Origin of the sequence: Labilithrix sp., from assembly GCA_019637155.1 — a bacterium.
Classification (GTDB): Bacteria; Myxococcota_A; Polyangia; order Polyangiales; family Polyangiaceae; genus Labilithrix.
The window spans coordinates 139,761-162,528 of sequence record JAHBWE010000018.1 but is presented as its reverse complement, the minus strand read 5'-3'; the positions used below and the strand labels follow the sequence as shown (position 1 = coordinate 162,528).

At 69.4% G+C, this 22,768-nt stretch carries 18 protein-coding genes, 1 pseudogene and 1 riboswitch; of the genes and pseudogenes, 12 read left to right on the top strand and 7 right to left on the bottom strand.

Features of this window, described 5'->3' with window-relative positions:
• Positions 1-3: 3 nt before the first annotated feature.
• On the bottom strand, positions 4-714 hold the full coding sequence (locus KF837_34050) for a DUF1775 domain-containing protein (protein MBX3232398.1): 711 nt from the start codon (positions 712-714) through the stop codon (positions 4-6).
• 121 nt (positions 715-835) lie between these two features.
• Positions 836-1,252 carry a hypothetical protein gene (locus KF837_34045; protein MBX3232397.1) on the bottom strand — a complete coding sequence of 139 codons (417 nt, stop codon included), beginning with the start codon at positions 1,250-1,252 and terminating at the stop codon, positions 836-838.
• 74 nt (positions 1,253-1,326) lie between these two features.
• On the opposite strand from KF837_34045, the gene KF837_34040 reads away from it, so the two are divergent.
• The 11 genes from KF837_34040 (at position 1,327) to KF837_33990 (ending at position 16,809) form a co-directional block, all read left to right on the top strand.
• Positions 1,327-3,678: a TonB-dependent receptor gene (locus tag KF837_34040; GenBank protein ID MBX3232396.1), complete on the top strand. Its 2,352-nt coding sequence runs from the start codon at positions 1,327-1,329 to the stop codon at positions 3,676-3,678.
• Positions 3,679-3,686: 8 nt separating this feature from the next.
• The gene (locus KF837_34035; protein MBX3232395.1) at positions 3,687-4,475 is read left to right on the top strand and encodes a hypothetical protein; all 789 of its coding nucleotides are present in this window, start codon (positions 3,687-3,689) and stop codon (positions 4,473-4,475) included.
• 60 nt (positions 4,476-4,535) lie between these two features.
• Entirely contained in the window at positions 4,536-5,465 is a 930-nt protein-coding gene (locus KF837_34030) for a hypothetical protein (GenBank protein MBX3232394.1), read from the top strand.
• Between the two features lie 26 nt (positions 5,466-5,491).
• On the top strand, positions 5,492-6,088 hold the full coding sequence (nikR, locus tag KF837_34025; protein MBX3232393.1) for a nickel-responsive transcriptional regulator NikR: 597 nt from the start codon (positions 5,492-5,494) through the stop codon (positions 6,086-6,088).
• 102 nt (positions 6,089-6,190) lie between these two features.
• The gene (locus tag KF837_34020; protein ID MBX3232392.1) at positions 6,191-7,393 is read left to right on the top strand and encodes a DUF839 domain-containing protein; all 1,203 of its coding nucleotides are present in this window, start codon (positions 6,191-6,193) and stop codon (positions 7,391-7,393) included.
• 31 nt (positions 7,394-7,424) lie between these two features.
• Positions 7,425-8,282, top strand: coding sequence for a hypothetical protein (locus KF837_34015; GenBank protein ID MBX3232391.1), 858 nt, complete (start codon positions 7,425-7,427; stop codon positions 8,280-8,282).
• Positions 8,283-8,358: 76 nt separating this feature from the next.
• The gene (locus tag KF837_34010; GenBank protein ID MBX3232390.1) at positions 8,359-8,898 is read left to right on the top strand and encodes a hypothetical protein; all 540 of its coding nucleotides are present in this window, start codon (positions 8,359-8,361) and stop codon (positions 8,896-8,898) included.
• Between the two features lie 90 nt (positions 8,899-8,988).
• Positions 8,989-9,202: riboswitch (cobalamin riboswitch) on the top strand.
• A gap of 169 nt (positions 9,203-9,371) precedes the next feature.
• Positions 9,372-11,843, top strand: a complete 2,472-nt coding sequence (locus KF837_34005) for a ribonucleoside-diphosphate reductase subunit alpha (protein ID MBX3232389.1) — start codon at positions 9,372-9,374, stop codon at positions 11,841-11,843.
• A gap of 38 nt (positions 11,844-11,881) precedes the next feature.
• Positions 11,882-12,862 (top strand): ribonucleotide-diphosphate reductase subunit beta, encoded by a 981-nt coding sequence (locus KF837_34000; GenBank protein ID MBX3232388.1) that lies wholly within the window; start codon positions 11,882-11,884, stop codon positions 12,860-12,862.
• A 57-nt stretch (positions 12,863-12,919) separates the two neighbouring features.
• The gene (locus KF837_33995; GenBank protein ID MBX3232387.1) at positions 12,920-15,874 is read left to right on the top strand and encodes a PAS domain-containing protein; all 2,955 of its coding nucleotides are present in this window, start codon (positions 12,920-12,922) and stop codon (positions 15,872-15,874) included.
• 185 nt (positions 15,875-16,059) lie between these two features.
• The gene (locus KF837_33990) at positions 16,060-16,809 is read left to right on the top strand and encodes a cytochrome c (GenBank protein ID MBX3232386.1); all 750 of its coding nucleotides are present in this window, start codon (positions 16,060-16,062) and stop codon (positions 16,807-16,809) included.
• Here KF837_33990 and KF837_33985 read toward each other — a convergent pair.
• The 4 genes and pseudogenes from KF837_33985 to KF837_33970 form a co-directional block, all read right to left on the bottom strand.
• Entirely contained in the window at positions 16,790-17,146 is a 357-nt protein-coding gene (locus KF837_33985; protein MBX3232385.1) for a glutathione S-transferase family protein, read from the bottom strand. The two genes, KF837_33990 and KF837_33985, sit on opposite strands and share 20 nt — an antisense overlap.
• Before the next feature lie 48 nt (positions 17,147-17,194).
• Positions 17,195-17,617 (bottom strand): annotated as a pseudogene (locus KF837_33980) (glutathione S-transferase).
• 246 nt (positions 17,618-17,863) lie between these two features.
• On the bottom strand, positions 17,864-18,760 hold the full coding sequence (locus KF837_33975; protein ID MBX3232384.1) for a hypothetical protein: 897 nt from the start codon (positions 18,758-18,760) through the stop codon (positions 17,864-17,866).
• A 446-nt stretch (positions 18,761-19,206) separates the two neighbouring features.
• Complete coding sequence (locus KF837_33970; protein MBX3232383.1) at positions 19,207-20,214, bottom strand: hypothetical protein; 1,008 nt, start codon at positions 20,212-20,214, stop codon at positions 19,207-19,209.
• A gap of 400 nt (positions 20,215-20,614) precedes the next feature.
• Here KF837_33970 and KF837_33965 point away from each other — a divergent pair, with 400 nt between their 5' ends.
• The gene (locus tag KF837_33965; GenBank protein ID MBX3232382.1) at positions 20,615-21,211 is read left to right on the top strand and encodes a hypothetical protein; all 597 of its coding nucleotides are present in this window, start codon (positions 20,615-20,617) and stop codon (positions 21,209-21,211) included.
• Positions 21,212-21,665: 454 nt separating this feature from the next.
• On the opposite strand, the gene KF837_33960 is transcribed toward KF837_33965, so the two are convergent.
• Positions 21,666-22,673, bottom strand: a complete 1,008-nt coding sequence (locus KF837_33960; GenBank protein MBX3232381.1) for a hypothetical protein — start codon at positions 22,671-22,673, stop codon at positions 21,666-21,668.
• Positions 22,674-22,768 lie beyond the last annotated feature (95 nt).

The following is a 22,768-nucleotide window of genomic DNA, read 5'->3' as shown; positions in this document are numbered from 1 at the left end:
GCCTCACCACTTCACGAAGATCTCTTCGTCCACCGCGATGGAGGTCAGCGCCGTGACGCCGGCCTCGGTCTTGATCTGCTCCGCCGTGACCGCGTTCGCGCTGAACGCGGCGCTGCCCTTCCAGACGATCTGCGCGTCCTTGAAGAAGCCCGACGCGGCGACGTCGTCGATCGCGACGGGGACCTTGTACTTGTTCCAGCCGGGCGCCTTGGCGGGGAGGAGCGTCACCTCCGCCGCGGGCTCCGCGCCCGGGTTCTCGGTCGGCGTGCGGATCCACTCCGCGTCCTTCCCGGGCGCTTTGCACTTCTGGTGCGACTTGAAATAGACCTTCGTGAACGGCGCCGCCGGCATCCGCGCGCGGAACGACACCTTGTAGTACTGGCTGTCAGCGTCGAGGCCGTCGGCCTTCGACCACGTGATCGCGGTCACGTTGCCGTCCCCGTCCTTGTCGAGCGTGACGGTCGGGAAGTCCGCGTTCGAGATCGCGCGGACGCCCGTGACGCCGGCCGGGACGTCGACCTTGAGGCTGATCGTGTCCGTCGTCTGCGGCGGGTTCGCCCCCTCGACGTCGCAGCCGTGACCGATCGTGAGGACCACCTCCTGGTTCGCGTTCGCGTTGAGGACGGGAGTGCCCGCGCCCACGTGGGCGCTCGCGCCAGCCGCGACGAGGAGCGAAGTCGATGCAACAACAGCAGCAGAAAGCTTGATTTTCATGGTCGTCTCCAAAAAAGTCCGATGGGTCCCCAGAAGCGGCCGCGCATGCGGGTGCGCAGCTCCCCGAGCGCGCAGCGCGAGGGCCGTGGGGTGTCGGGGCGAGCCCCGACGTTGAGTGACTTCAAAGGGAGACGGATCGAGGCGGTGGCGGATCGGGTGGATCGCAAGAGCGCGTGACGAGCTCGCGCGGCGGAGCGAACGGAGTCTCTTCGTCGGTGAGCGCGACGAGCGCGACGAACGGCGCGGGCATCACGCCGGGCTCGCCGAAGGTCCGCCAGCCGGTGTCGTCGTCGCCGCACTTCCCGGAGATCGAGAGGATGCGGACCTCGAGCGACGTGTCGAGCTCGGGGAAGCAGATCGGGCAGGCGCAGTGCGCGTGATCGCCGCCGGTGTCGCAGTGGCACACGTGCGCCTGCGCTCCCGCCGCCATCCGCGCGTACGCAGGGAGCGCGCCGCCGAGCGCGACGACCATCGACAACAGCGCGAGCGCGAGGCGGAGCCACGCGATCGCTCGTCGACGGAGACGCGCCTTACGCACGGGGGCAAGCATACACCATCCCGCACGGCCTGCGATGACACGATTTCATTGCGTCGTGCTACGGTCCGCCGCCCGTGCGCCGCCTCCTCTTTTGCTGCGCTTGCGTCGCGGCCGCCGCCGTCACGCAAGCGGCCCCCGCGCTCGCGCACGATCCGGTCGCGCCCGCGCCGAGGTCGGAGCCGGCGGGGGAGTGGCCGCACGGTCGCCCGGGCGCGCGCGACGTCGAGGTGCCGGTCGTCTTCACCGTGTCGGCGACGGGCGCGGTCGAGGACGTGGAGCTCGAACGGTCGACCGGCGACGCGGAGCTCGACGCGCGCGCGCTCGAAGCCGCGCGGAGGTGGACCTTCGATCCCGCGCTCCGCGACGACAAACCCGTCGCCGCGAAGACGCGCGGCGTGATCCGGTTCGCCGCCGCGGAGGAGCCGGCGACGGTGCACGTCGGCGGCGGCCGCAACCCGCCGCCGCCGCGGAGCGCGTCCGAGGTCGTGCAAGAGCGCCACGTCCTCGCCGCCGCGCCGCATCGCACCGCGAGCGATCTGCTCCTCACCGTGCCCGGCATCACGATGACGCAGCACTCCGGCGAAGGCGCGGCGCAGCAGATCTTCTTCCGCGGCTTCGACGCAGTCCACGGTCAGGACGTCGAGATCTGGGCCGGCGGCGCGCCGGTCAACGACGTCTCGAACATCCATAGCCAGGGCTACGCCGACCTGAACTTCCTGATGCCCGAGGTCGTGCGCCGGATCCGCTCGTCGCCCGGCGCCTACGATCCGCGGCAGGGCGACTTCGCGGTGGCGGGGAGCCTCTGGCTCGACCTCGGCTACGACGAGCCCGGCGTCACCGCGAAGGCGACCGCGGGGCAGTTCGGCGCGCGCCGCTTCTTCCTCGCCTACCACCCGGAGGGCACCTCCGAGAGCACCTTCGTCGCGGCGGAGCACTACGCCACCGACGGGTTCGGCCCCGCGCGCGCGACGACGCGCACCTCCGCGATCGGTCAGGCGGAGTACAAGCTCGCCGACACGACGACGGCGCGCGTGCTCGCGTCGACGTTCGCGACGAGCTTCGACTCCGCCGGCGTCGTGCGCCTCTCCGACGTCCGGAGCGGCCGCGTCGATCGCTTCGGCACCTACGATCCCAAACAAGGCGGCGACGCGGCGCGCTCGCAGGTCGTCCTCGATCTCACGCGCGCGGACGCGTCGTCGCGCCTCTCGATCGCGCCCTACGTCGTCGCGCGCTCGATGCGCCTCCGCCAGAACTTCACCGGCTTCCTCCTCCTCCCGGTGAGCGGCAGCGCGGAGGCGGTCGCGCGAGCGAACGCGGCGTCGGCGCGCGGGAACTCGGAGCAGCAGCTGAACGACGCGACGACGTTCGGCCTCACGAGCTCGTACCACCGCCACGTGAAGCTCTTCGCGGCGAACGACTCGTTCGAGGCCGGCGTCACCGCGCGCCACGACGCGATCGAGCAGTCGCAGGACAAGCTCGCGGTCGACACCGGCGAGGTCACCCTCGCCACCCTCGCGACGAAGGTCCGCGCGACCGACATCGCGAGCTACCTCGACGTCGCGGTGCACCCGATCTCACGCCTCACCGTCCGCGGCGGCGCGCGCCTCGACGGCCTCGCGTATTCGATCGAGGAGGCGACCGGCGAGCGCCGCTCGGCGCAGGGCATGCACCTCGGGAAGAAGGCGACCGCGGACGTGCGCCTCGTCTCCGGCCTCCGCGCGGTCGCGAGCTTCGGCGACGGCTTCCGCTCGCCGCAAGCGCGGAGCCTGCAACAGGGCCAGCGCTCGCCCTTCACGACGGTGGAGAGCTGGGAGGCGGGGCTCCGCTACCAGGAGGCGCGCCTCCGCGCGACGGCGGCGCTCTTCCGGACGGACCTCTCCGACGACCTCGCGTTCAACCAGCAGACGGCGCGGAACGAGCGCACGCCGCCGACGCGCCGCACCGGCTTCACCGCCGAGATGTCCGCGCGCCCCACCGACTGGTTCAGCGCGAGCGCGAGCGCGACCTTCACCCGCGCCGAGTTCACGAACACCGACGCGGGCTACGCGGCCGGCGATCTCCTCCCGTACGCGCCGCAGCTCGTGACGCGCACCGACGTCGCGTGGACGCCGACGCTCGGCCGCGTCTTCGATCGCCCGCTCACCGGCCACCTCGGCGTGGGCGGCACGTACATCGGCAAGCGCCCCCTCCCCTACTCCGAGCTCGGCAAGGACGCGTTCCTCCTCGACGTGCTCGCGAGCGTGCGCCTGAAGGAGATCTCGCTCGGCGTCTCGGCGTTCAACCTGCTCGACCTGTTCTGGCACGACAGCGAGTACACGTTCGCCTCCAACTTCCAACGCGGCGCGGCGCCGTCGCTCGTCCCGCAACGTCACATCACCGCCGGCGCGCCGCGGACCGTCCTCGGCACGCTCGCGCTCTACCTGTGAGGCATCTCATGTCGTCTCGTTGGCTCGTCCTCGCCCTGGTCCTCGTCGCGTGCAGCTCGGAAGAGAGCGGCACGACCGGCAAACGCATCGTGATGAAGACGACCGCGGCCGGCGATCCGTCGGCGAGGACCACCTTCACGACCGGCTTCGGCTGGGACGTCACGCTGACGAAGGCGGCCGTCGCGACGAGCGGCTTCTACTATTTCGACGGCCCGCCGCCGACCGCGCACCACCGCGCGCCGGCGAAGAAGCGCGGCCTCGGCGACCTCTTCGTCGGCACCGCGCACGCGCATCCGGGGCACTACCAGGCGGGCACCGCGCTCGGGCAGGTGCTGCTCGCCGCGCCCGTCGCGATCGACCTGTTCGCGGCGGCGCCGCTCGTCCTCCCCGACGCCGAAGCCGTGACCGGGACGTATCGCTCTGCGCGCTTCGTCATCCCAGAGACGCCGCCGGCCGACACGATCCTCGCCGGCCACGTCGCGCTCGCGGAAGGAAGGGCGCTCAAGAAGGACGACGCGAACGCCACGCCGATCTTCTTCCGGCTCGTCGCCGACTACGCCGACGTGTCCGAGAGCATCAAGAACGGCGCCGTCGACGGCTGCATCCTCGACGAGGCGGTCGTCACGGAGGCGGGGACCGTCTCGCTCGCGGTGCGCCCCGCGATCTGGCTGAACCTCGTCGACTTCTCGAAGATCGCACCCGGCACCGAGGCCGCACCGACGGAGGCGAAGGACGCGGGCTTCTCGCAGGGCGTCACGCAGCTCAGCGCCTATCGCTTCGCGTACTCGCTCCCCTGAGCGGCGGCGGCCCACGACCGTGGTGACACGTTCCAAAACAATCGTGCTACGGTGCGCGCCATGCGTTCCCTGACCAAGAGCCTTCCGCTTCTCCCTCTCCTCGTTTGTGTCGTCGGCGCGTGCGGCGACGACGATCCGGTCGCCACCGGCAAGGGCACGGTGAAGTTCACGACGTGGGGCGAGGAGTACATCGAGGACGAGATCCCCGTCGCGCCCGGGCCCGACGACGAGAGCGGGTTCACCGACGGCTGGCAGTTGAAGTACACGAAGTTCCTCGTCAACGTGTCGGCGATCACGGTCGCGGACGCGAGCGGCAACGTCGTCGCGAAGCTCGACAAGCCGCGCTTCTTCGACAACGTGAAGCCGGGCAAGAAGGACCTCATCGAGTTCCCGAACATCGACGCGAAGGCTTACCCGCAGGTCAGCTACGAGATCACGCCGGCGGTGGCGGACGCGCAGATCGTCGGCGGCGCCGACCCCGCCGACCTCACGATGATGGTCACGAACGGCTGGTCGGTCTACGCCGCGGGCACCGCCACGAAGGGCGACGTCACGAAGACGTTCAAGTGGGGGCTCAAGGCGCAGACCCGCTACGAGAACTGCAACGTCGAGGAGGACGGCATCGACAAGATCGGGATCGTGGTGACGAACGGCCAGACCGACGTGAGCGAGCTCACGACCCACGGCGACCACTTCTTCTACGACCAGCTCCAGTCCGGCGACAACGCGAAGAAGACGCTCCTCCGCTTCCAGGAGAAGGCCGACGCCGACGCGAACGACGACGGCGAGATCACGATTCAGGAGCTCTGCGCCAAGAACATCGACCCGGCCGTCTACAACACGTCGGGCCTCCCCGGCGCGACGATCGGGGACTTCGTCATCTCGCTCGTGCGCACGGTCGGCCACTTCCGCGGCGAGGGCGAGTGCACGGTGAAGCGCATCGATCCGGTCCCCGCCGGCGTCGTGAACCCCTGCGACGAGTACAAGTAGCCGCCGCCCTCGCGTAGGATGGCGCGATGGCAAAGGAGACGTTGGTCCGCTTCGGCGTGGCGATGGAAGGCTCCCTCCTCGCGGAGCTCGATCGCCTCGTCGACGAGCGCGGCGGCACGCGCTCCGAGCTCTTGCGCGACCTCGTCCGCGCCGAGGTGACCAAATCCCAGGTCCACGCCGGCGCGCCCGCCGTCGCGGCGCTCACGATCGTCTACGACCATCACGTCCGCGACCTCACCGAGAGGCTCACCGAGTTCCAGCACGAGCTCGGCGACAAGGTGAACTCCGCGCTCCACGTGCACCTCGATCACGACCACTGCCTCGAGGTCGTCGTCATGCGCGGCCCCGCCGACGAGCTGAAGCGCGCGGGCGACAAGATCCTCGCGACGCGCGGCGTGAAGCACGGCGGCATGGAGCTCATCGCGATCGGGCCTCCCGAGAAGCGCCCCGGCGAGCACACCCACGTCCACTACCACGACGGCATCCCCCACGTGCACAGCCACACGCACGATCACGATCACGACCACGACCACGATCACCACGCGCACCACGCGCACCACGCGCATCACGCGCCGGCGAAGAAGCGCGCCGCTCGCCCGGCGGCGAAGCCGAAGAAGCGCTGACGCGGGGACCGCCCGCTTGTGCGCGGCGGCGCGGCGTGGCATTCAAGAGGAGTGCGGCGTCGCGAGGTCCTTCACGCCGGGCTTGCGCAGCTCGCTCTCCTGGTGAGCGGCCCGCGGTGGCTCGCCGGATGTTCGCGGGAGCCCGCGATCGGCGGACCGACGCACCGTGGCCCCGCCGCGACGGGATCGACGGCGACACCGGCATCATCCGCCGTCGCCCCGCGCGAGGCGGCGCGACCGGCGCGGCTCGTCTCGCGCATCGCCGAGATCGGTCCGCTCGGCGGCCCCGACGCGAACGGCGTCCGGCTGCCCCCCGGCTTCACGTCGCGCGTCGTCGCGCAGACGCACGACGTCGTCGTCGCGGGGAAGCCGTACGTCTGGCACGCGTCGCCCGACGGCGGCGCGACGTTCGCGACGGAGGACGGCGGCTGGATCTACGTCTCCAACTCCGAGGAGACGAAGGGCAAGGGCGGCGCCGGCGCGCTGCGCTTCGACGCGTCGGGCGAGGTCGTCGACGCGTATGCCATCCTGCGCGGCACCAGCAACAACTGCGCGGGCGGACCGACGCCGTGGGGGACCTGGCTCTCGTGCGAGGAGCACGCGCGCGGTCGCGTGCACGAGTGCGATCCGAAGAACGCGGTCCCCGCGGCGGCGCGCCCGGCGCTGGGCGCGTTCAAGCACGAGGCGGTCACGGTCGACCCGATCCTCCACCATCTCTACCTGACGGAGGACGAGCCCGACGGTTGTCTCTACCGCTTCGTCCCGAGCGGCTTCCCCGATCTCTCCGCCGGCACGCTGGAGGTCGCCGTCGCGGCGGGCGACGCGGTGGCGTGGCGCCCGGTGCCGGACCCGCTCTTCACGGGCAAGAGGCCGACGCGGTACCAGGTCGCCGGCGCTCTTCGCTTCAACGGCGGCGAAGGGATCTGGTGGCACGACGGCGTCGTGTACTTCTCGTCGAAGGGCGACAACCGCATCCGGGCCTACGACACGAAGACCTCGACGCTGCGGCTGCTCTACGACGCGGCGGCGTTCGAGGCGCCGGTCCTGACGGGCGTCGACAACGTCACCGTCTCGGCCTCCGGCGACGTGCTCGTCGCGGAGGACGGCGGCCGGATGAAGGTCGTCGCGATCACGCCGTCCGGCGAGCCGAAGCCGCTCCTCCAGCTCGTCGGCTACGCGGACAGCGAGATCACGGGCCCCGCGTTCGATCCGTCGGGCCGCCGCCTCTACTTCAGCTCCCAGCGCGGCCGCCGCGGCGGCACGACCTTCGAGGTCACCGGCCCCTTCCACGCGACGGTCGGCTGAATCGCTCGCGCTCGCGCTCCGTCTGAGGAAGATGACCGCTTCGTCGCCGGCGACGTCGGCGCTCGGGCTCCTCTTCGTTCTGACTGTGTCCACGTCCGCGGCGGCGCAGCAGCCACCCGCGCCGCCACCGCCGCCGAAGAGCGCGAAGCTCGACGAAGGGTTCGCGCTCGCGCTCGGCGCGTCGGCGGCGCGACAGAGCGTCCAGCTCGACGATGCGGCGTACCGCTCGTGGTCCGGCGGGCTCTTCTTGTATGGCGCCACCTTCGGGACGGTCTTCGGAGCGTCGATGCGATCGCGTCTCGGCGTCAACTTGCACGGCGGCGGCGCAGGCCTCGAGGGCCGCATCGGCTCGCAGCTCTACATCGGCCCCGGGCTCCGGCTCTCCGACAACGTCGCGCTGCTCTTCCACGCCGGAATCGAGGGCTACGGGCTCCAGAACGACGAGGTCAAAGCGAGCCTCGTCCAGCTCTCTGCCGCGGAGGTGGCGGTGGCGATCAACGTCGAGGACGTCGTCGTATCGCTGGGCCCGACCTTGGGGCTCGCGCTCCGCACCGAGCTCATCGCCGGCGACGAAGACCAAGGCCGCCGCCACCGGCGCATGCGCACGATGGACCTCGGCACGGGAGGGTTCCTCGACGTCTCGTGGAAGCACTTCGCGTTCGGCGGCAGCTTCACGCGTCTGGCGGCGAAGGACCCGTTGTGGGTCGTCGACGGCGAAGCTTGCGCCTTCGTCTCGATCGTCGCCGTCTGCGCCTTCGCGCAGCTCTGGCAATCGCCCGCCAGGTTCGAACAACCCGGCGCGCCGCCGCCCACACAGAACGCCGACGTCACGACGGTCTATGCAGGCGTGGCGATCGGCGTCGGCGCCGCCGCGAACACGAAACGTTGAACCACCTCGGTTCGACCGCGAGAGCGCACGCCGCGCTCGAATTGCGTGCGCGGCGGAGCTGGCCTACGAGGGGCCCATGTTGCCGGTGCTCCTCGTGGCCCTCTGCGTCGTCCTTCGTATCGTCCCGCATCCGCCGAACTTCGCGCCGGTGGGGGCGACGGCGGTCTTCGCGGGCCGGACGATGAAACCGTGGGCGGCGACCGCGCTCGTCGTGGTCGCGATGTTCGTGGGTGACGCCGCGCTCGCGGCGCTCCGCGGCTACCCGGTCGTGAGCGCGCTGACGCCGTTCGTCTACGGCGGCTTCGTCGTCCAGGCCGCGCTCGGGCGCGCCCTCCGCGCGCGAAAGGGCGGCGCGATCGGCGCGGCGGTCCTCGGCGCATGCGGGTTCTTCCTCCTCTCGAACTTCGGCGTCTGGCTCGGCTCGCGCATGTACACGCACGACGCGAGCGGCCTCGCGGCCTGCTACGTCGCCGCGATCCCCTTCTTCGGCGCGACGCTCCTCGGCGACGTCGTGTGGACGGTGCTCCTCTCGCTCGCGTACCGCCCGCTCGCCGCGCGCCTCGCGAGACGCCCGGGCTGGGTCCCCGTGCCCGCCTCCGAGCTCGCCACGGTCTGACGCCAGGCGGGGAACATGCGGAAAGTGCTGCTCACCAGTTCAGAGCAGATCCCCACAACATCTTGTTGACCTGAACACGCGGTCCACTGTATGTAGTGGGTCGTGACTGGTTCTGCCTGCGCATATGCTCAGGCGAAGGGAACCCGGTGTGAGTCCGGGGCTGCCCCGCAGCGGTGACGAGAACGAGAGCCGTCCGTGCACTGGTCTCCACGTGGAGGCTGGGAAGCGACGGTGAGTAGGAAAACCGGCGGAAACGCCGGTAGCGCTCGAAGTCCGAAAACCTGCCAGCCATCCGCGACGAGGAGACATCTCGTCGCGGTCCGACCCAGCGCCTCGCGGGAGGCGGCGTGGTCCGTGACTCGCTCGGTGCTTCGGCGTCCGCGCGCGTGACGGTGCTCGTTCGAGGGGACGAGGTCGGTGGACCATCAGGTGCGCGCGCGGGCAGGTCCCGCTCGCGACGGGAGGCTCACGCCATGAACATCGATCGCATTCCGTCCGCGAACGGCACGTCGCCGTTCCGTCCTCAGCTCGTCCCCTCGCAGCCGCCGCCCGACAGCGAGCCCGAGAGCGTCGCCCCCGGCACGTCGATGCGCGTGACGAAGCGGAGCGGTCGCACGGAGGCGGTCGACTTGAACAAGATCGTCCGCGCGGTCGGGCGCTGCGCGTCCGGGCTCACCGACGTCGATCCGATGCGCATCGCGCTGAAGACGATCAGCGGCCTCTACGACGGCGCGACGACGAGCGAGCTCGATCGCCTCTCGATCCAGACCGCCGCCGCGTACATCGTCGAGGAGCCGCAATACGCGAAGCTCGCGGCGCGCCTCCTCGCCGCGTATGTCGAAAAGGAAGTCCGCAATCAGGATATCCAGTCTTTCTCGCAGTCCGTCCTCGCGGGCCAGCGCCTCGGCATCGTCAACGATCGCCTCGCCGGCTTCGTCGTCCAGAACGCGCGGAAGCTCAACGACGCGATCGACCCGAAGCGTGATCGAGAGTTCGAGTATTTCGGACTTCGCACGGTCTATGACCGTTATCTCCTCAAACACCCCACCTCGCGCCTCGTCATCGAGACGCCGCAGCAGTTCTTTCTCCGTATTGCGTGCGCGCTCTCGGAGACGGTCGCCGAGGCGCTCGACCTCTACGAGCAGTTCTCGACGCTGCGCTATCTGCCTAGCTCCCCCACCCTCTTCAACGCCGGCACGCGCCACGAGCAGCTCTCGAGCTGCTTCCTCCTCGACTCGCCCGACGACCACCTCGAGACGATTTACAAGAAGTACACCGACGTCGCGCTCCTCTCGAAGTTCTCCGGCGGCATCGGCCTCGCCTACCACCGCGTCCGCTCCCGCGGCTCGCTCATCGAGAGCACGAACGGCCACTCGAACGGCATCGTCCCGTGGCTGAAGACGCTCGACGCGTCGGTCGCGGCGGTGAACCAGGGCGGCAAGCGCAAGGGCGCCTGCTGCGTGTACCTCGAGACGTGGCACGCCGACGTCGAGGAGTTCCTCGAGCTCCGCGACAACACCGGCGACGAGGCCGCGCGCACGCACAACCTGAACCTCGCGAACTGGGTCTCCGACCTCTTCATGCGCCGCGTCGAGCTCGACGGCGAGTGGAGCCTCTTCGATCCGAAGGACGTCCCGCACCTCCCCGATCTCTTCGGCGAGGCCTTCGAGCAAGCGTACGTCGACGCGGAGGACCGCGGGCTCGCGAAGAAGAAGGTGAAGGCGCGCGACCTCTACGCGCGGATGATGCGGACGCTCGCCCAGACCGGCAACGGCTGGATGACGTTCAAGGACAAGTCGAACAAGGCCTGCAACCAGACCGCTCTCCCCGGCCGCGTCGTCCACCTCTCGAACCTCTGCACCGAGATCCTCGAGGTCACCTCGAACGAAGAGACCGCGGTGTGCAACCTCGGCTCGATCAACCTCGGTCGCCACGTCGTCGACGGCGCCTTCGACTGGGAGCGCCTCGCGCGCACGGTGCGCACCGCCGTGCGGCAGCTCGACGCCGTCATCGACCTGAACTACTACGCGCTCGACACCGCGCGCTCCTCGAACGCGCGCTGGCGCCCCGTCGGCCTCGGCCTCATGGGGCTCCAGGACGTCTTCTTCCAGCTCCGCCTCCCCTTCGACGCGCCCGAAGCCCGCGCGCTGTCGCGGCGCATCTCCGAGGAGGTCTACTTCCACGCGCTCACTGCTTCGTCCGAGCTCGCCGACGAGCGCGGCGCGCACCCCGCCTTCGCGGAGACGCGCGCGGCGCGCGGGGAGCTGCAGTTCGACGCGTGGGGCGTGACGCCCTCCGACCCCGCGCGCTGGGACGCGCTCCGCACGCGCGTCCAGGCGCGCGGCCTCCGCAACTCGCTCATCGTCGCGATCGCGCCGACCGCCACGATCGCGAGCATCGCCGGCTGCTACGAGTGCATCGAGCCGCAGGTCTCGAACCTGTTCAAGCGCGAGACGCTCTCGGGCGACTTCCTCCAGGTGAACCGCTACCTCGTCGTCGAGCTCAAGAAGCTCGGGCTCTGGACCGACGCGATGCGCGCGCGCCTCAAGCTCGCGGAGGGCTCGGTGCAGTCGCTCGAGGAGCTCCCGGCGGAGCTGCGCGCGGTGTACCGCACGGCGTGGGAGATCCCGATGCGCTCGCTCGTCGACATGGCGGCCGATCGCGGCGCGTTCATCGATCAGAGCCAGTCGCTGAACCTCTTCATCGAGAGCCCGAACATCGGGCAGCTCTCGAGCATGTACTTCTACGCGTGGAAGAAGGGCCTCAAGACGACGTATTACCTCCGCTCGCGCCCCGCGACGCGCATCGCGAAGGCGACCGTCGAAGCCCCGCCGGCACCGGCGGAGAAGGGTTGGTCCCCGACGCCTGCGCCCACGACCACGACCGACCAGGCCGCCGTCGCGTGCTCGCTCGAGAACCCCGAGAGCTGCGAGGCGTGCCAGTGAGCGCCGTCACGCGTCCCGCCCATATCCTCGATCCGGGGATGTGCCTCACCCTCCGCCCGATGGCGTACCCGAAGTTCTTCGAGATGTACCGCGCGGCGATCAAGAACACGTGGACGGTGGAGGAGGTCGACTTCGCGACCGACACCGGCGACCTCCGCACCAAGATGAACGCCTCGGAGCGTCACCTCATCCAGCGCCTCGTCGCGTTCTTCGCGACCGGCGACTCGATCGTCGCGAACAACCTGGTGCTCAACCTCTACAAGCACGTCAACGCGCCCGAGGCGCGGATGTACCTCTCGCGCCAGCTCTACGAGGAAGCCCTCCACGTCCAGTTCTACCTGACCCTCCTCGACACCTACGTCCCCGATCCGGAGGAGCGCGCCCGCGCGTTCGCCGCGATCGAGAACATCCCGTCGATCGAGAAGAAGGCCCAGTTCTGCTTCCGTTGGATCGACTCGATCGCCTCCCTCGATCGCCTCGAGACGCGCGAAGACCGGCGCCGCTTCCTCCTGAACCTCGTCTGCTTCGCGGCGTGCATCGAGGGTCTCTTCTTCTTCGCCGCGTTCGCCTACGTGTACTTCCTCCGCTCGCGCGGCCTCCTCCACGGGCTCGCCGCGGGCACGAACTGGGTCTTCCGCGACGAGAGCGCGCACATGGCGTTCGCGTTCGAGGTCGTCGAGACGGTGCGGCGCGAGGAGCCGGAGCTCTTCGACGCGTCGTTCGAGCGCGACGTGCGCAAGATGCTCGCGGAGGCGATCGACTGCGAGACCGCGTTCGCGGAGGACCTCCTCGGCGGCGGCATCGCGGGGATGTCGGTGCACGAGGTCCGCCAGTACCTCCAGTTCATCGCCGATCAGCGCCTCGCGACGCTCGGCCTCGAGAAGCAATACGGCGTAAAGAACCCCTTCCCGTTCATGGACCTCCAGGACGTGCAGGAGCTCGCGAACTTCTTCGAGCGCCGCGTCTCCGCCTACCAGGTCGGCGTCACCGGCGAGTTCAGCCTCGACGCCGCGTTCTGACGCGACTTCTCGTCGCTGATGGCGCGCAGCGGCGCCGGGTCATAGAGTGGGCGCCACATGACCTCCGAGATGGAGCGCGCGCGGCTCCGCGTCCTCGCCGACTACGCGATCATGGACACTGCGCCGGACGAGGCGCTCGACGAGATCGTCCAGGTCGCAGCGGCGATCTGCGACGTACCGGTGGCGCTCGTGAGCTTCGTCGACGAGACGCGCCAGTGGTTCAAGGCGAAGACCGGCCTGAACGCGAACGAGACGCCGCGCGACGTCGCGTTCTGCGCTCAGGCGATCCAAAGCGACGACGACGTCTTCACCGTGCGCGACGCGCGCGACGACGAGCGCTTCAAGACGAACCCGCTCGTCGTGGGCGAGCCCCACGTCGTGTTCTACGCCGGCGCGCCGCTGACGGTCGCCGACGGCGTGAAGCTCGGCACGCTCTGCGTCATCGATCGCCGCCCCCGCGAGCTGACGCCGTCGCAGCGCGACGCGCTGAAGAAGCTGTCGAAGGCGGTCGTGCGCTACCTCGAGACGCGCAAGCAGGCGCTCTTGCGCGAGGCCTCCGACGAGTTCAACCGAACCGTCCTCGCGAGCATCGGCGACGCCGTCATCGCCGCGGACACGAACGCGCTCGTGACGTACATGAACCCGGTCGCCGAGGCCTTGACCGGGTGGTCCTTCGACGAGGCCAACGGGCGACCGATGGCCTCGGTCTTCCGGCTCGTGAACGAGCACACCCGCGCCGTGGTCGAGAGCCCCGTCGACCGTGTGCTGCGCGAGGGCGTGGTCGTCGGCCTCGCGAACCACACCTTGCTCCTTCGAAGGGACGGCCGCGAGATCCCGATCGTGGACAGCGCCGCGCCGATCCGGGCGCAGGGACGAGCGATGAGCGGCGTCGTGCTCGTCTTCCGCGACGCGACCGAGACACGGGCGCTCGAGGACGAGCGCACGCGGCTCCTCGCCCACGCCGAGACCGAGCGCCGAAAGCTCTTCGAGACCTTCATGCAAGCGCCGGTCGCGATCGCGATCCTGGAGGGACCGGAGCACACGTTCGCGCTCGCGAACGAACCGTACCGCGCGCTCGTGAACGGACGCGACGTCATCGGCAAGCCGCTCTTCGAGGCCCTCCCCGACGTGCGCGACAACAGCTTCGTCGGCCTCCTCGATCAGGTGAAGGTCACCGGCGCTCCGGTCCACGTCACGGAGGCGGAGGTGAAGTTCGAGCATCACCACGGCGACGAGCGGCTCTTCCTCGACTTCACCTGCGCGCCGCTCAAGGACCCGAGCGGCGCGATCAACGCCGTCATCGCGGTGGTCGTGGACATCACCGCGCTCGTGAAGGCTCGGCGCGTCGCCGAGGAGGAGCTCGCGAAGAGCGAGTTCTTGCTCGCCGTCGCCTCCGCGCTCGGGACCGGCCTCGAGCGACGAGCGCTCCTCTCGCAGTTCCTCTCCGTCCTCGTCCCGGCGCGCGCCGACTTCACGAGCATCTGGACCGTCGACGCCGCCCAGCGCATGCGACGAGAGGCGTTCGTCCCGCACGGCGACGAGGACGTGGTGAACGAGCAGCCGGAGGCGCGGCACTTCCCGGCGAGCTTTCCCATCGCGCGCGTCATCCAGAGCCGGCAGCCGCTCGCCTTCGACGACCTCGACGCCTCGACGGAGTCGATCGGTGAGGAGTACGCCGCGATCGTACGACGGCGCCGCCTCGCGCATGCGCTCTTCGTCCCCATCCTTCGCGAAGGCGACGTCGTCGGCGTGCTCGCGATCGCGCGCCGAAGGAGCACGCCGTTCACGGCGGAGGAGCGGCTCCTCTTCGCCTCGGCCGCGACGCAGCTCGGGTCCACGCTCGAGAACGTGCGCCTCCACACCGAGCTCGGCGTCATGCGCGACGCCGCCGAGGCGGCGACGCTGGCGAAGGACGACTTCCTCGCCCGCGTGTCGCACGACCTTCGCAATCCGCTCGGCGCGATCGTCGGATGGGCGAGCCTGCTCAAGAGCGGGACCTCGAGCTCGGCGCAGCTCGCGCGCGGGCTCGACGTCATCGAGCGCAGCGCCAACGCACAAGTCCAGCTGATCGAGGACCTGCTCGACGTCACGCGCATCGCCTCCGGCAAGATGCGCCTCAACCTCGCGCTCGAGCGCGTCGCCCCGGCGATGGAAGCGGCGCTCGAGCCCGCGCGCATCGCCGCCGAGCGAAAGGGCGTCTCCGTCGACGTCGCGATCGACGCCGACGTCGGCTCGATGGTGGTCGATCCCGATCGGTTCCGGCAGGTCATCTGGAACCTCGCCTCGAACTCGGTGAAGTTCACGCCGGCGGGGCGGCAGGTCCGGGTCCGCGCGCGCCGTGAGAGCTCCGCGCTCGAGATCGTCGTCGCCGACGACGGAAAGGGGATCGCGCCGGCGTTCCTGCCGCGCGTGTTCGGCGCGTTCGAGCAGGCCGGCGACGCGAGCAACCGCACCGCCGGGCTCGGCCTCGGGCTCTCGATCGTGCACCACATCGTCGAGCTGCACGGCGGCGCGATCACGGCGACGAGCGACGGCGAAGACAAGGGCGCGACGTTCACGGTACGCCTGCCGATCCGCACGTCGGCGTGGTCGCCGGCCCAGTCGTCCTCCGCGGTCGATCCGCCGATGAAGAAGCTCGGCGGCGTGACGGTGGTGACGGTCGACGACGAGGAGGAGGCGCGCGAGATCATCACCGCCATCCTCGAGGCGGCCGGCGCGACGGTCGTGTCGGCGAGCTCGGCGGACGAGGCGCTCGCGTGCATCCGAGCGCGACGGCCGGACGTGCTCGTCAGCGACATCAACATGCCCGAGAAGGACGGCCGCGCGCTGATCCGCGAGCTCCGCGGCTACGCGGCGACCGACGGCGGGCAGATCCCGGCCGTCGCGCTGACCGCCCTCGCGCGCTCGCGCGATCGCGTCGAGGCGATCGCCGCGGGCTTCAACACGCACGTGCCGAAGCCGGTGGACGCGAACGAGCTCGTGATGGTGATCGTCGGCCTCCTCGACCGCTGATCGCGCGGGGCGCGTGTACCCCGTGCTCGCACTGGTATTTGCGCGGCCACGCGTGTCACGGGCTGGAGACAGGGCGCGCCGCGCATGAGCGGTCCGTCGCGCGTTTGCGCGCATTTTCCCGGGTCCTCGAGGCGATCGCCGCTGGCATGTTCGCTGCTGTCGTTCGGAGGCGACAGGAGAATCCGATGCGCGACTTCGACAAGGCGATCAAGGCAAGCTTCGTGGTGGGAATCTGCGCGGCCGCGCTGGCGGCGGGCTGCAGCGCCGGCGACGCCGGGGGTCAGACGGACGACGGCGTCACCAAGGAGACGTCCATCTCGCTCGAGGGCTTCGAGAGCTTCCACCCGCAGGGGGACGCGAAGACCTACTACACGGGCTACGACGGCACGAACGACTACGTCGCGCCGGTCGCGTTCTTCGCCGACACGCCGCCGAAGGTCAGCTTCGGCGATCCGTCCGTCGCCGAGCTGCAGGGCAAGCCGCTGACCATCACGAAGGCGATGGTGGAGAACCTGCCCGACGCGCTCGACGGCAAGCTGCAGCTCATCCTCGTGAAGAGCAAGAAGGCGGGAGAGACGACGATCACGGCGACGTCGGGGAAGGTCACGCAGAAGGCCACGCTCAAGGTGACCCAGTACAGCGACGCCGACGTCGCGCTCGGCCAGCAGCGCTACGAGGAGGGCTCTCCGTCGTGCGGCAGCTGCCACGCGAAGATGGCGGTGCACAACCCCACCGTGCTCGTCGATCTCTCGGACGAGACCATCCTCGGCATCGCCGTCGACGGCAAGTCGATCGAGAAGATCAGCACGGAGACCGGCGCCATCGAGACGCTGAAGCCCAACAGCGGCGCCCACAAGTGGAAGGTCACGAAGGAGGAGCGCACCGGCCTCATGGCCTACCTCCGAAGCCGGAGCCTCATGTTCCAGTTGCCGTAGCTCCTTCGCGGGCGGTCACGCGCTGGTAGGCCGGGCGCGCGACGATCCGACCGAGCCACGCCGTCATGTGCGCGTAGGTCGAGACGTCGTACTTCATCGCCTTGAGCCAATCGAGGAACCCGCTCACGTGCGCGTCGGCGAGCGTGAAGTCACCGAGCAGGAAGGTCGCGCCGTCGAGCGCGCGGTCGAGGATCGCGAGGCACTCGTTCAGGTCCTTCTTCGCCGTCTCGCCGGCCTTCGCGTTGCGCTCGTCCGCGGGGAACCAATCGGACGTGTGGCGGGTCCACCGTCCGATCGCCTCGCCGAGCGTGACGTTGCTCCAGGTGACCCACTTCATGGCCTCACCGCGCTTCGGGCCAGCGGCGGGCCAGAGCTTCTTGTCGACGCCGAACGTCTCGCCCAGGTACATCGTGATCGCGCTCGACTCCCAGAGGATGGTGCCGTCGTGAACGATGGTCGGGACCTTCCCGTTGGGGTTCAGCTTCTTGAACTCGGGCTTCCGAGTCTCGCCCTTCGGGATGTCGAGGGTGACGACCTCGTGCGGCGTCCCGAGCTCTTCGAAGACGAGCTCGGTGATGGACGCGGCCCCAGCGGCGGAGCGCGTCGTCGCGTGTGGAGGCTGCGCCGTCGACGTCGCGATCGATGAACCCGAGCTGAAGGACGTGGATCGCGAGCTGCTCCGAGAAGCGCTTGTTGGTCCGGCGCTCTCGAAGCTCGAAGACGGAGTGGTACTGCTCGAGGTCAGGGAAGAGCGGTGCGACCATCCATACGACGAGGATGGCCTCCGCGCACGAGCTGGCCGGAGTATTCACGCGCGGCGTAGAAGAGGAGGCGCTCGACGAGCGCGTTCTCGGCGCGGAGCTGCATCTCGACGTCGACGTGCCATCGGTGAGCCGAACACGAATGTCGAGCTGGATGCTCTTGGCGCCGCCCTGCTCTCCGTGGATGTGCGGATTGAGCACTTCGAGCTCGGCGATCTTTCGGTTCAGCACCGCCTCGAGCATGCTCCGGAGCAGCGTCTGAATGGGATCGTGCGCGACCGGGAATCAGCGAGCTATTCGACGAAGAGCTCTTCGGCCGAGGTGACGGCGACGGCCTTACGGAGCCAGCGGCCGAGGAGCGCGATGTCGGTGCACGCAAGGACGCGCCCCTTCTGCTCGTCCGACACGGCGACTTTGCGAGCATCGAGGATCTCGAGGATGCCTTCAGCCTTGCCCGCAGCCTTACCCTCGGCCTTGGCCGCAGCCTTGCCCTCGGCGAGGTGCTTCTTGAAGAAGTCGCTCTGGAATACGTAGTTCCCCTGGCCCATGAGGTCCTCGAACGCGGTGCGTGCAGCCTTCCCGAGCGAGGCGGCGACGAGATCAAGGTACAACATGGCACGCTCGTCGTCGAGGTGGCGGCAGGCTGCCAGCGCGGTGGTGGCGACCGAGATCGCGACGTCGGGCTCGTCCTTGCCATGCGCCATCGCGGACAGGACGGCGAGCTCCGGATCGCGCGCGGCGGCCGCGGCGTCGCGGACGATGGGCACAGCCTTCGGCCCCACAACAAACGGCGTGACGGTGGAGCCGGGACCGAGCTCGATCGGCGCTCGAGCCCGCTCCGCAACGGCCTCGCTCGGCGTCACGACGAGCACGCAGACGGGACACTCGAGCCGTGCGCGGAGGTTCGCGACATAGACGGGCCACGTATAGAGCTTGCGGTCGCCCTTCTTGAGCTCGAGCTGCACCTCGAGCACGATCCCGAGGACGGGCTTGCCGTCGACGAGCAGGATGACCAGGTCCGCGCGGTACTCCGTCGGCTGCGCGTCGGTCAGGTCCGCCGAGTCGAGCCGCGCCTCGACGTACGCCGGAAGGGCAACGCCGAGCGCGTCGCGCAGGAGCTCCGCTGCAAGCTCGGGGCGGTTCTTGAAGAGGAGCAGCAACCCCTCGTGCGTCAGCGACGGCGACCCCATCGACCCGCAGCGTATCATCGCGCGCCGCCGCGACGTCACGGACGGCGTGCGTACATCACGCCGTCAAAATCCCAGCGAGACGTCGCTGACTGGATGGGGCGCGGGATAGGTGTAGCCACCCGCGACGACCATACCGCCTTGGACCGGGCTGAAAGCCATCGCGCGGAAGAAGACACCGGGTGCCGCCTGAGCTGAGCCCAGCAGGTGCCGTTCCACTCCCATGTGTCCGTCGGAACCCGCAGCCGTCGGCGAGAGACCTCCGTGGAGAATGACCGACTTTCGAATTGGATGATAGGCGAGCCCCACATCCGGCCAGACGGACGGGTTGCCCCCGCGGGGAAGACGAGCGGCTCTACCTTCGTCCAACTCGTACCGAATACGTACGCATCGAGCAACTGTCGTGGGTCCGCCAATTCCCGTCGCGAGACGTCGAGGAACGACGGTGCTCACTGACCGTACGAGACGTCCGGCACCGGTGTTGTGTTGTCCGAGAGCGTCCCGCCGATCGCCACCACGCCGCCGTGGCCCGGACTGTAGGCAAAGCCGGTGCGGTAGTTGTACGCGGGCGGCGGGGTGCCGGGGAGCTGAGTCCAGCACGTGCCGTTCCACTCCCAGGTGTCGCTTCGCGGGTTGCTCCCGTCGCTGCTTCCCCCGTGCGCGATGACGGTCTGACGGCCAGGATGATACGCGAGCCCGACGCGGCTGCGTCCGGCGGGGCTCTTGGTCACGTCGACCGGCGTACGGTTGGTCCATGTCGGCGTCGTGGCGAGATCGAGCTCCCACGTCTCTCCCGACAGGCCGAGCGACTGGGTGCCGACGCCAAACTGACCGCCGAACATGACGATGACGGCGCGAAGCGCATCGTAGGTGAGGCCGAGGTAGGCGCGGCCGCTGAACGGACAGCCGCCGGCTGGCGGCGAGCCGCAGATCGGCGACCACGCGCCGTTGCGGAGCTCCCACGCTTCTGCGGCGAAGGTCGAGCTTCCATAGGTGCCCGCAAAGCCGCCGACCATGATCACGGACTCGCGGCCCGGATGATACGTCATCGCGTGTGCGTAACGTTGCGTCGGGTTGCCGCCGCCGGCAGGTAGAATCTGGGTCCACGCTGCGCTCGCCGTCGTGGCCGACGTCAACGCCCAGGTCGAGCCGGGGAGCGTGCCGCTCTCGCCCAGCCCGCTGAACACGATGAAGCGCGCGTTCTTCGCGTCATATGCGATCGCGGTGTCGGTCCGGCCTAGCTGATCCGGCACGGTCGGAGACTGCACCTTCTGCCACCCCGTCGCGCTCGTAAAATAGTACGAGTCGCCTGCTCGGCCGAGCGAGCCACCGCTCGGAGGCGAGATCGTGTGACCACCGATGAAGAGGATCCCCTGCGGGAAGGTCGTCGCCGCGACGCTGCTGCGCATATGCGCCCCCGGTGGCTGCAGTACGTTCGTCTGGTTGACCCAGTTCATCGCGACCGGGTTCGCCCCGCACGTGTAGCAAGCCCCGGTCGCGAGGTTGCAGTCGCTCCCGCTTGGCTTTCCAGTGCACTCGGACGCGTTCGTGCATCCTTGGCATGTCGCGATCGATACATTGCAGATCGGCTTCGTCCCTGTGCAGCGCGTCGTGTTCGACGCCGAGCATTCACCGCAGATGGTGCCTTGGAGGCAGACCGGATTCGCCCCGGTACAGTCGGCCGGCACGCAGCCGCGACAGGCGCCGAGAGCCGAGTCACAGAAGGGTGTGGAACCGCCGCATGCCGTCGTGTTGCTCGCGGAGCACTGAACGCAGGAGTTGGTGCTGGCGAGGCACGCGGGAGTGGAACCCGTGCATGCGGCGGTGTTCGTGCTCGTGCATTGGCGGCATTGACCGGTGGCGGTATTGCAGGCCGGGCCGCCGGGCTTTCCTGCGCACTGGTTGTCGCTCGTGCATGGGACGCACGTGCCGCTCGTGCCGCAAATCGGCGTGGAGCCGGCGCACGCGTTGGTGTTCGATGCGGTGCACACGCGGCACTGGCCGGAGGCGACGTCGCACGCGGAGCCGGACGGGTTCCCGGCGCACTGCGTGTCGCTCGTGCAGGGCACGCACGAACCGCTCGCGTTGCAGACGGGCTTGCCTGCTCCGCAGCGCGCCGTCTTCCCCGGCGCGCACTCGACGCAGTCGCCCGTCGCGCCGCAGACCGGCAGCGTCGAGTTGGTGTTGGTGCAGTACGAGTCGCCGCCGGCCTCTTGGCATCCGCGGCAGACGCCGTCGGCCGAACAGCTCGGTGTCGCGCCGGCGCACGCGCTCGCGTTGCTCGGAGAACACGGCTTGCACGCGCCGTTCAAGCAGACGCCTCCGGCGGGATTCGTCGCGCAGTCGGCGTCGTTCGCGCAGGGGCGGCATGTGCCCTTGCTCTCGTCGCAAACCGGCATAGCCGCGGTGCACGCGGCCGGGTTCGTCGCCGAACAGACGCTGCACCGGCCTTGAGCGCACACCTTCCCCGTCTTGGAAGACGCGCACTCCGGATCGCCTTGGCAGCCACGGCAGACGCGCGCGTCGGGATCACAGACCGGCTCTGCCTCTGGGCAGGAGCTCTCGTTCTTGTCGGGATCGCAACTGCACTTGCCGCCGCCGTCGCACTTGCCGCCGCCTTCGCAGGTCGTGTTCGCGGGCGCGGCGGTGCCGTCCTCGCAAGCGGTTCGCTCCGCGTTGCACGCTCGAGGCCGACAGACTGTACCGGACTTCGCGCACTCGTCCGGCTCGCACGGCGATCCACCCGAGCTCGATGAGCTGCTGGAGCTCGTGCTCGTTCTCGTCGAGCCGGACGACGTGCTGCCGCCGTCGGTCTCCGACGACGTGATCTCGGGATCGTCGATCCCCAGCACCGCTGCGCAACCGATGAACGCGGCGGCGAAGCATGAGAGCGCGACAGCGCGACTCATCAGAAGGCTCCTTCGAGAACGGCGCCAGCGACCTCGCCGGAGGCTACGGAGCGCAGTCGCACCGTGGCGGCAGACGACGGCGACGGCGAGAGGAGCAAGATCGCGAGCCCGCCGATGCCGAGGATGCCGCCCGCGACAAAGAGGGCGGTCGAGACGTTCGCGGCGGACTTGGCGTCCCGCAGCACGGACGGATCGCCGTCGGCACCACACTTGTTCTCGGGGCACTTCGCGTCGTTCTGCAGCGACATGGCCTTTGCTCCGAAGTACACGCCGAGCCCGAGCCCGACCGCACCGACCGCGGCCGTACCGAGACCGATGGCCCCCCACGATGTTCCGGACCTCTTCGGCTCCGGTGCAGGTTCGACCACCGTCGCCGACGGCGCGACCTCGGGCTTGCGCGTGGCCTCGAATCGCGCCGAGATCACGATCGGAGAGCTCGGAGACGCCGCGATCTCCTGCTCGACCGAGACCGGCGCGCTCCCCGCGCGCATGAACACGAAGGTGTGCTTTCCGGGCGCGACTTCGTACGGCGCTATTCCCGCCATCGCCTCGCGATGTCTCACCGGAGCTCCATCGATCAAGATCGCTTCCGGGACGACCGGGATCATGTCACCCCGGGACTGTCGCTCTTTGACGTCGAAGCGGATCGACACGGGGAGTGGCCGGAACAACACCGGGACGGCGATACGCTTCGAGTCTCGCGAAGCGCGGATGTCTCGCTTCAGCGTCACGTCTTGTGCGCCGGCACGCCGGAAGACGAACGTATGCTCCCCCGGATCCAACTCGTGCTCCTTGTGACCCGCGAGGACCTCGGCGTCGGTGACACGCTCGCCATCGATCGCGACGCTGTCCGGCACGACCGCCACCTCACCGGCAGTCGCATGCTGCTCCTTCGCATCCAGGATGACGGTCGGAATCTCCGCGAGAAGCTGCTCGAGCCAGGCCTTGCAGTGCGAGCGTGTGTCCGAATTGCACTCGGGCTGCGAGACACACGATTCGAGGAGCACCTTCCGGTACTTCATATCGTTCGGCTTGGCGTGCTTCTGCTGCGCGGCTCGGTCGTGCAGGTCGTCGCATGTGTCCGCCTTCGCGGCGCTTGGAA

Bases quoted from the DNA above. Each gene is read 5' to 3' on its own strand.
- KF837_34050 (MBX3232398.1), bottom strand. From the start codon at position 714: ATGAAAATCAAGCTTTCTGCTGCTGTTGTTGCATCGACTTCGCTCCTC.
- KF837_33995 (MBX3232387.1), top strand. From the start codon at position 12,920: ATGACCTCCGAGATGGAGCGCGCGCGGCTCCGCGTCCTCGCCGACTAC.
- KF837_34010 (MBX3232390.1), top strand. From the start codon at position 8,359: ATGTTGCCGGTGCTCCTCGTGGCCCTCTGCGTCGTCCTTCGTATCGTC.
- KF837_34030 (MBX3232394.1), top strand. From the start codon at position 4,536: ATGCGTTCCCTGACCAAGAGCCTTCCGCTTCTCCCTCTCCTCGTTTGT.
- KF837_33975 (MBX3232384.1), bottom strand. From the start codon at position 18,760: ATGGGGTCGCCGTCGCTGACGCACGAGGGGTTGCTGCTCCTCTTCAAG.
- KF837_33970 (MBX3232383.1), bottom strand. From the start codon at position 20,214: ATGAACTGGGTCAACCAGACGAACGTACTGCAGCCACCGGGGGCGCAT.
- KF837_34005 (MBX3232389.1), top strand. From the start codon at position 9,372: ATGAACATCGATCGCATTCCGTCCGCGAACGGCACGTCGCCGTTCCGT.
- KF837_34035 (MBX3232395.1), top strand. From the start codon at position 3,687: ATGTCGTCTCGTTGGCTCGTCCTCGCCCTGGTCCTCGTCGCGTGCAGC.
- KF837_33990 (MBX3232386.1), top strand. From the start codon at position 16,060: ATGCGCGACTTCGACAAGGCGATCAAGGCAAGCTTCGTGGTGGGAATC.
- KF837_33985 (MBX3232385.1), bottom strand. From the start codon at position 17,146: ATGAAGTGGGTCACCTGGAGCAACGTCACGCTCGGCGAGGCGATCGGA.
- nikR (MBX3232393.1), top strand. From the start codon at position 5,492: ATGGCAAAGGAGACGTTGGTCCGCTTCGGCGTGGCGATGGAAGGCTCC.
- KF837_34015 (MBX3232391.1), top strand. From the start codon at position 7,425: ATGACCGCTTCGTCGCCGGCGACGTCGGCGCTCGGGCTCCTCTTCGTT.
- KF837_34000 (MBX3232388.1), top strand. From the start codon at position 11,882: ATGTGCCTCACCCTCCGCCCGATGGCGTACCCGAAGTTCTTCGAGATG.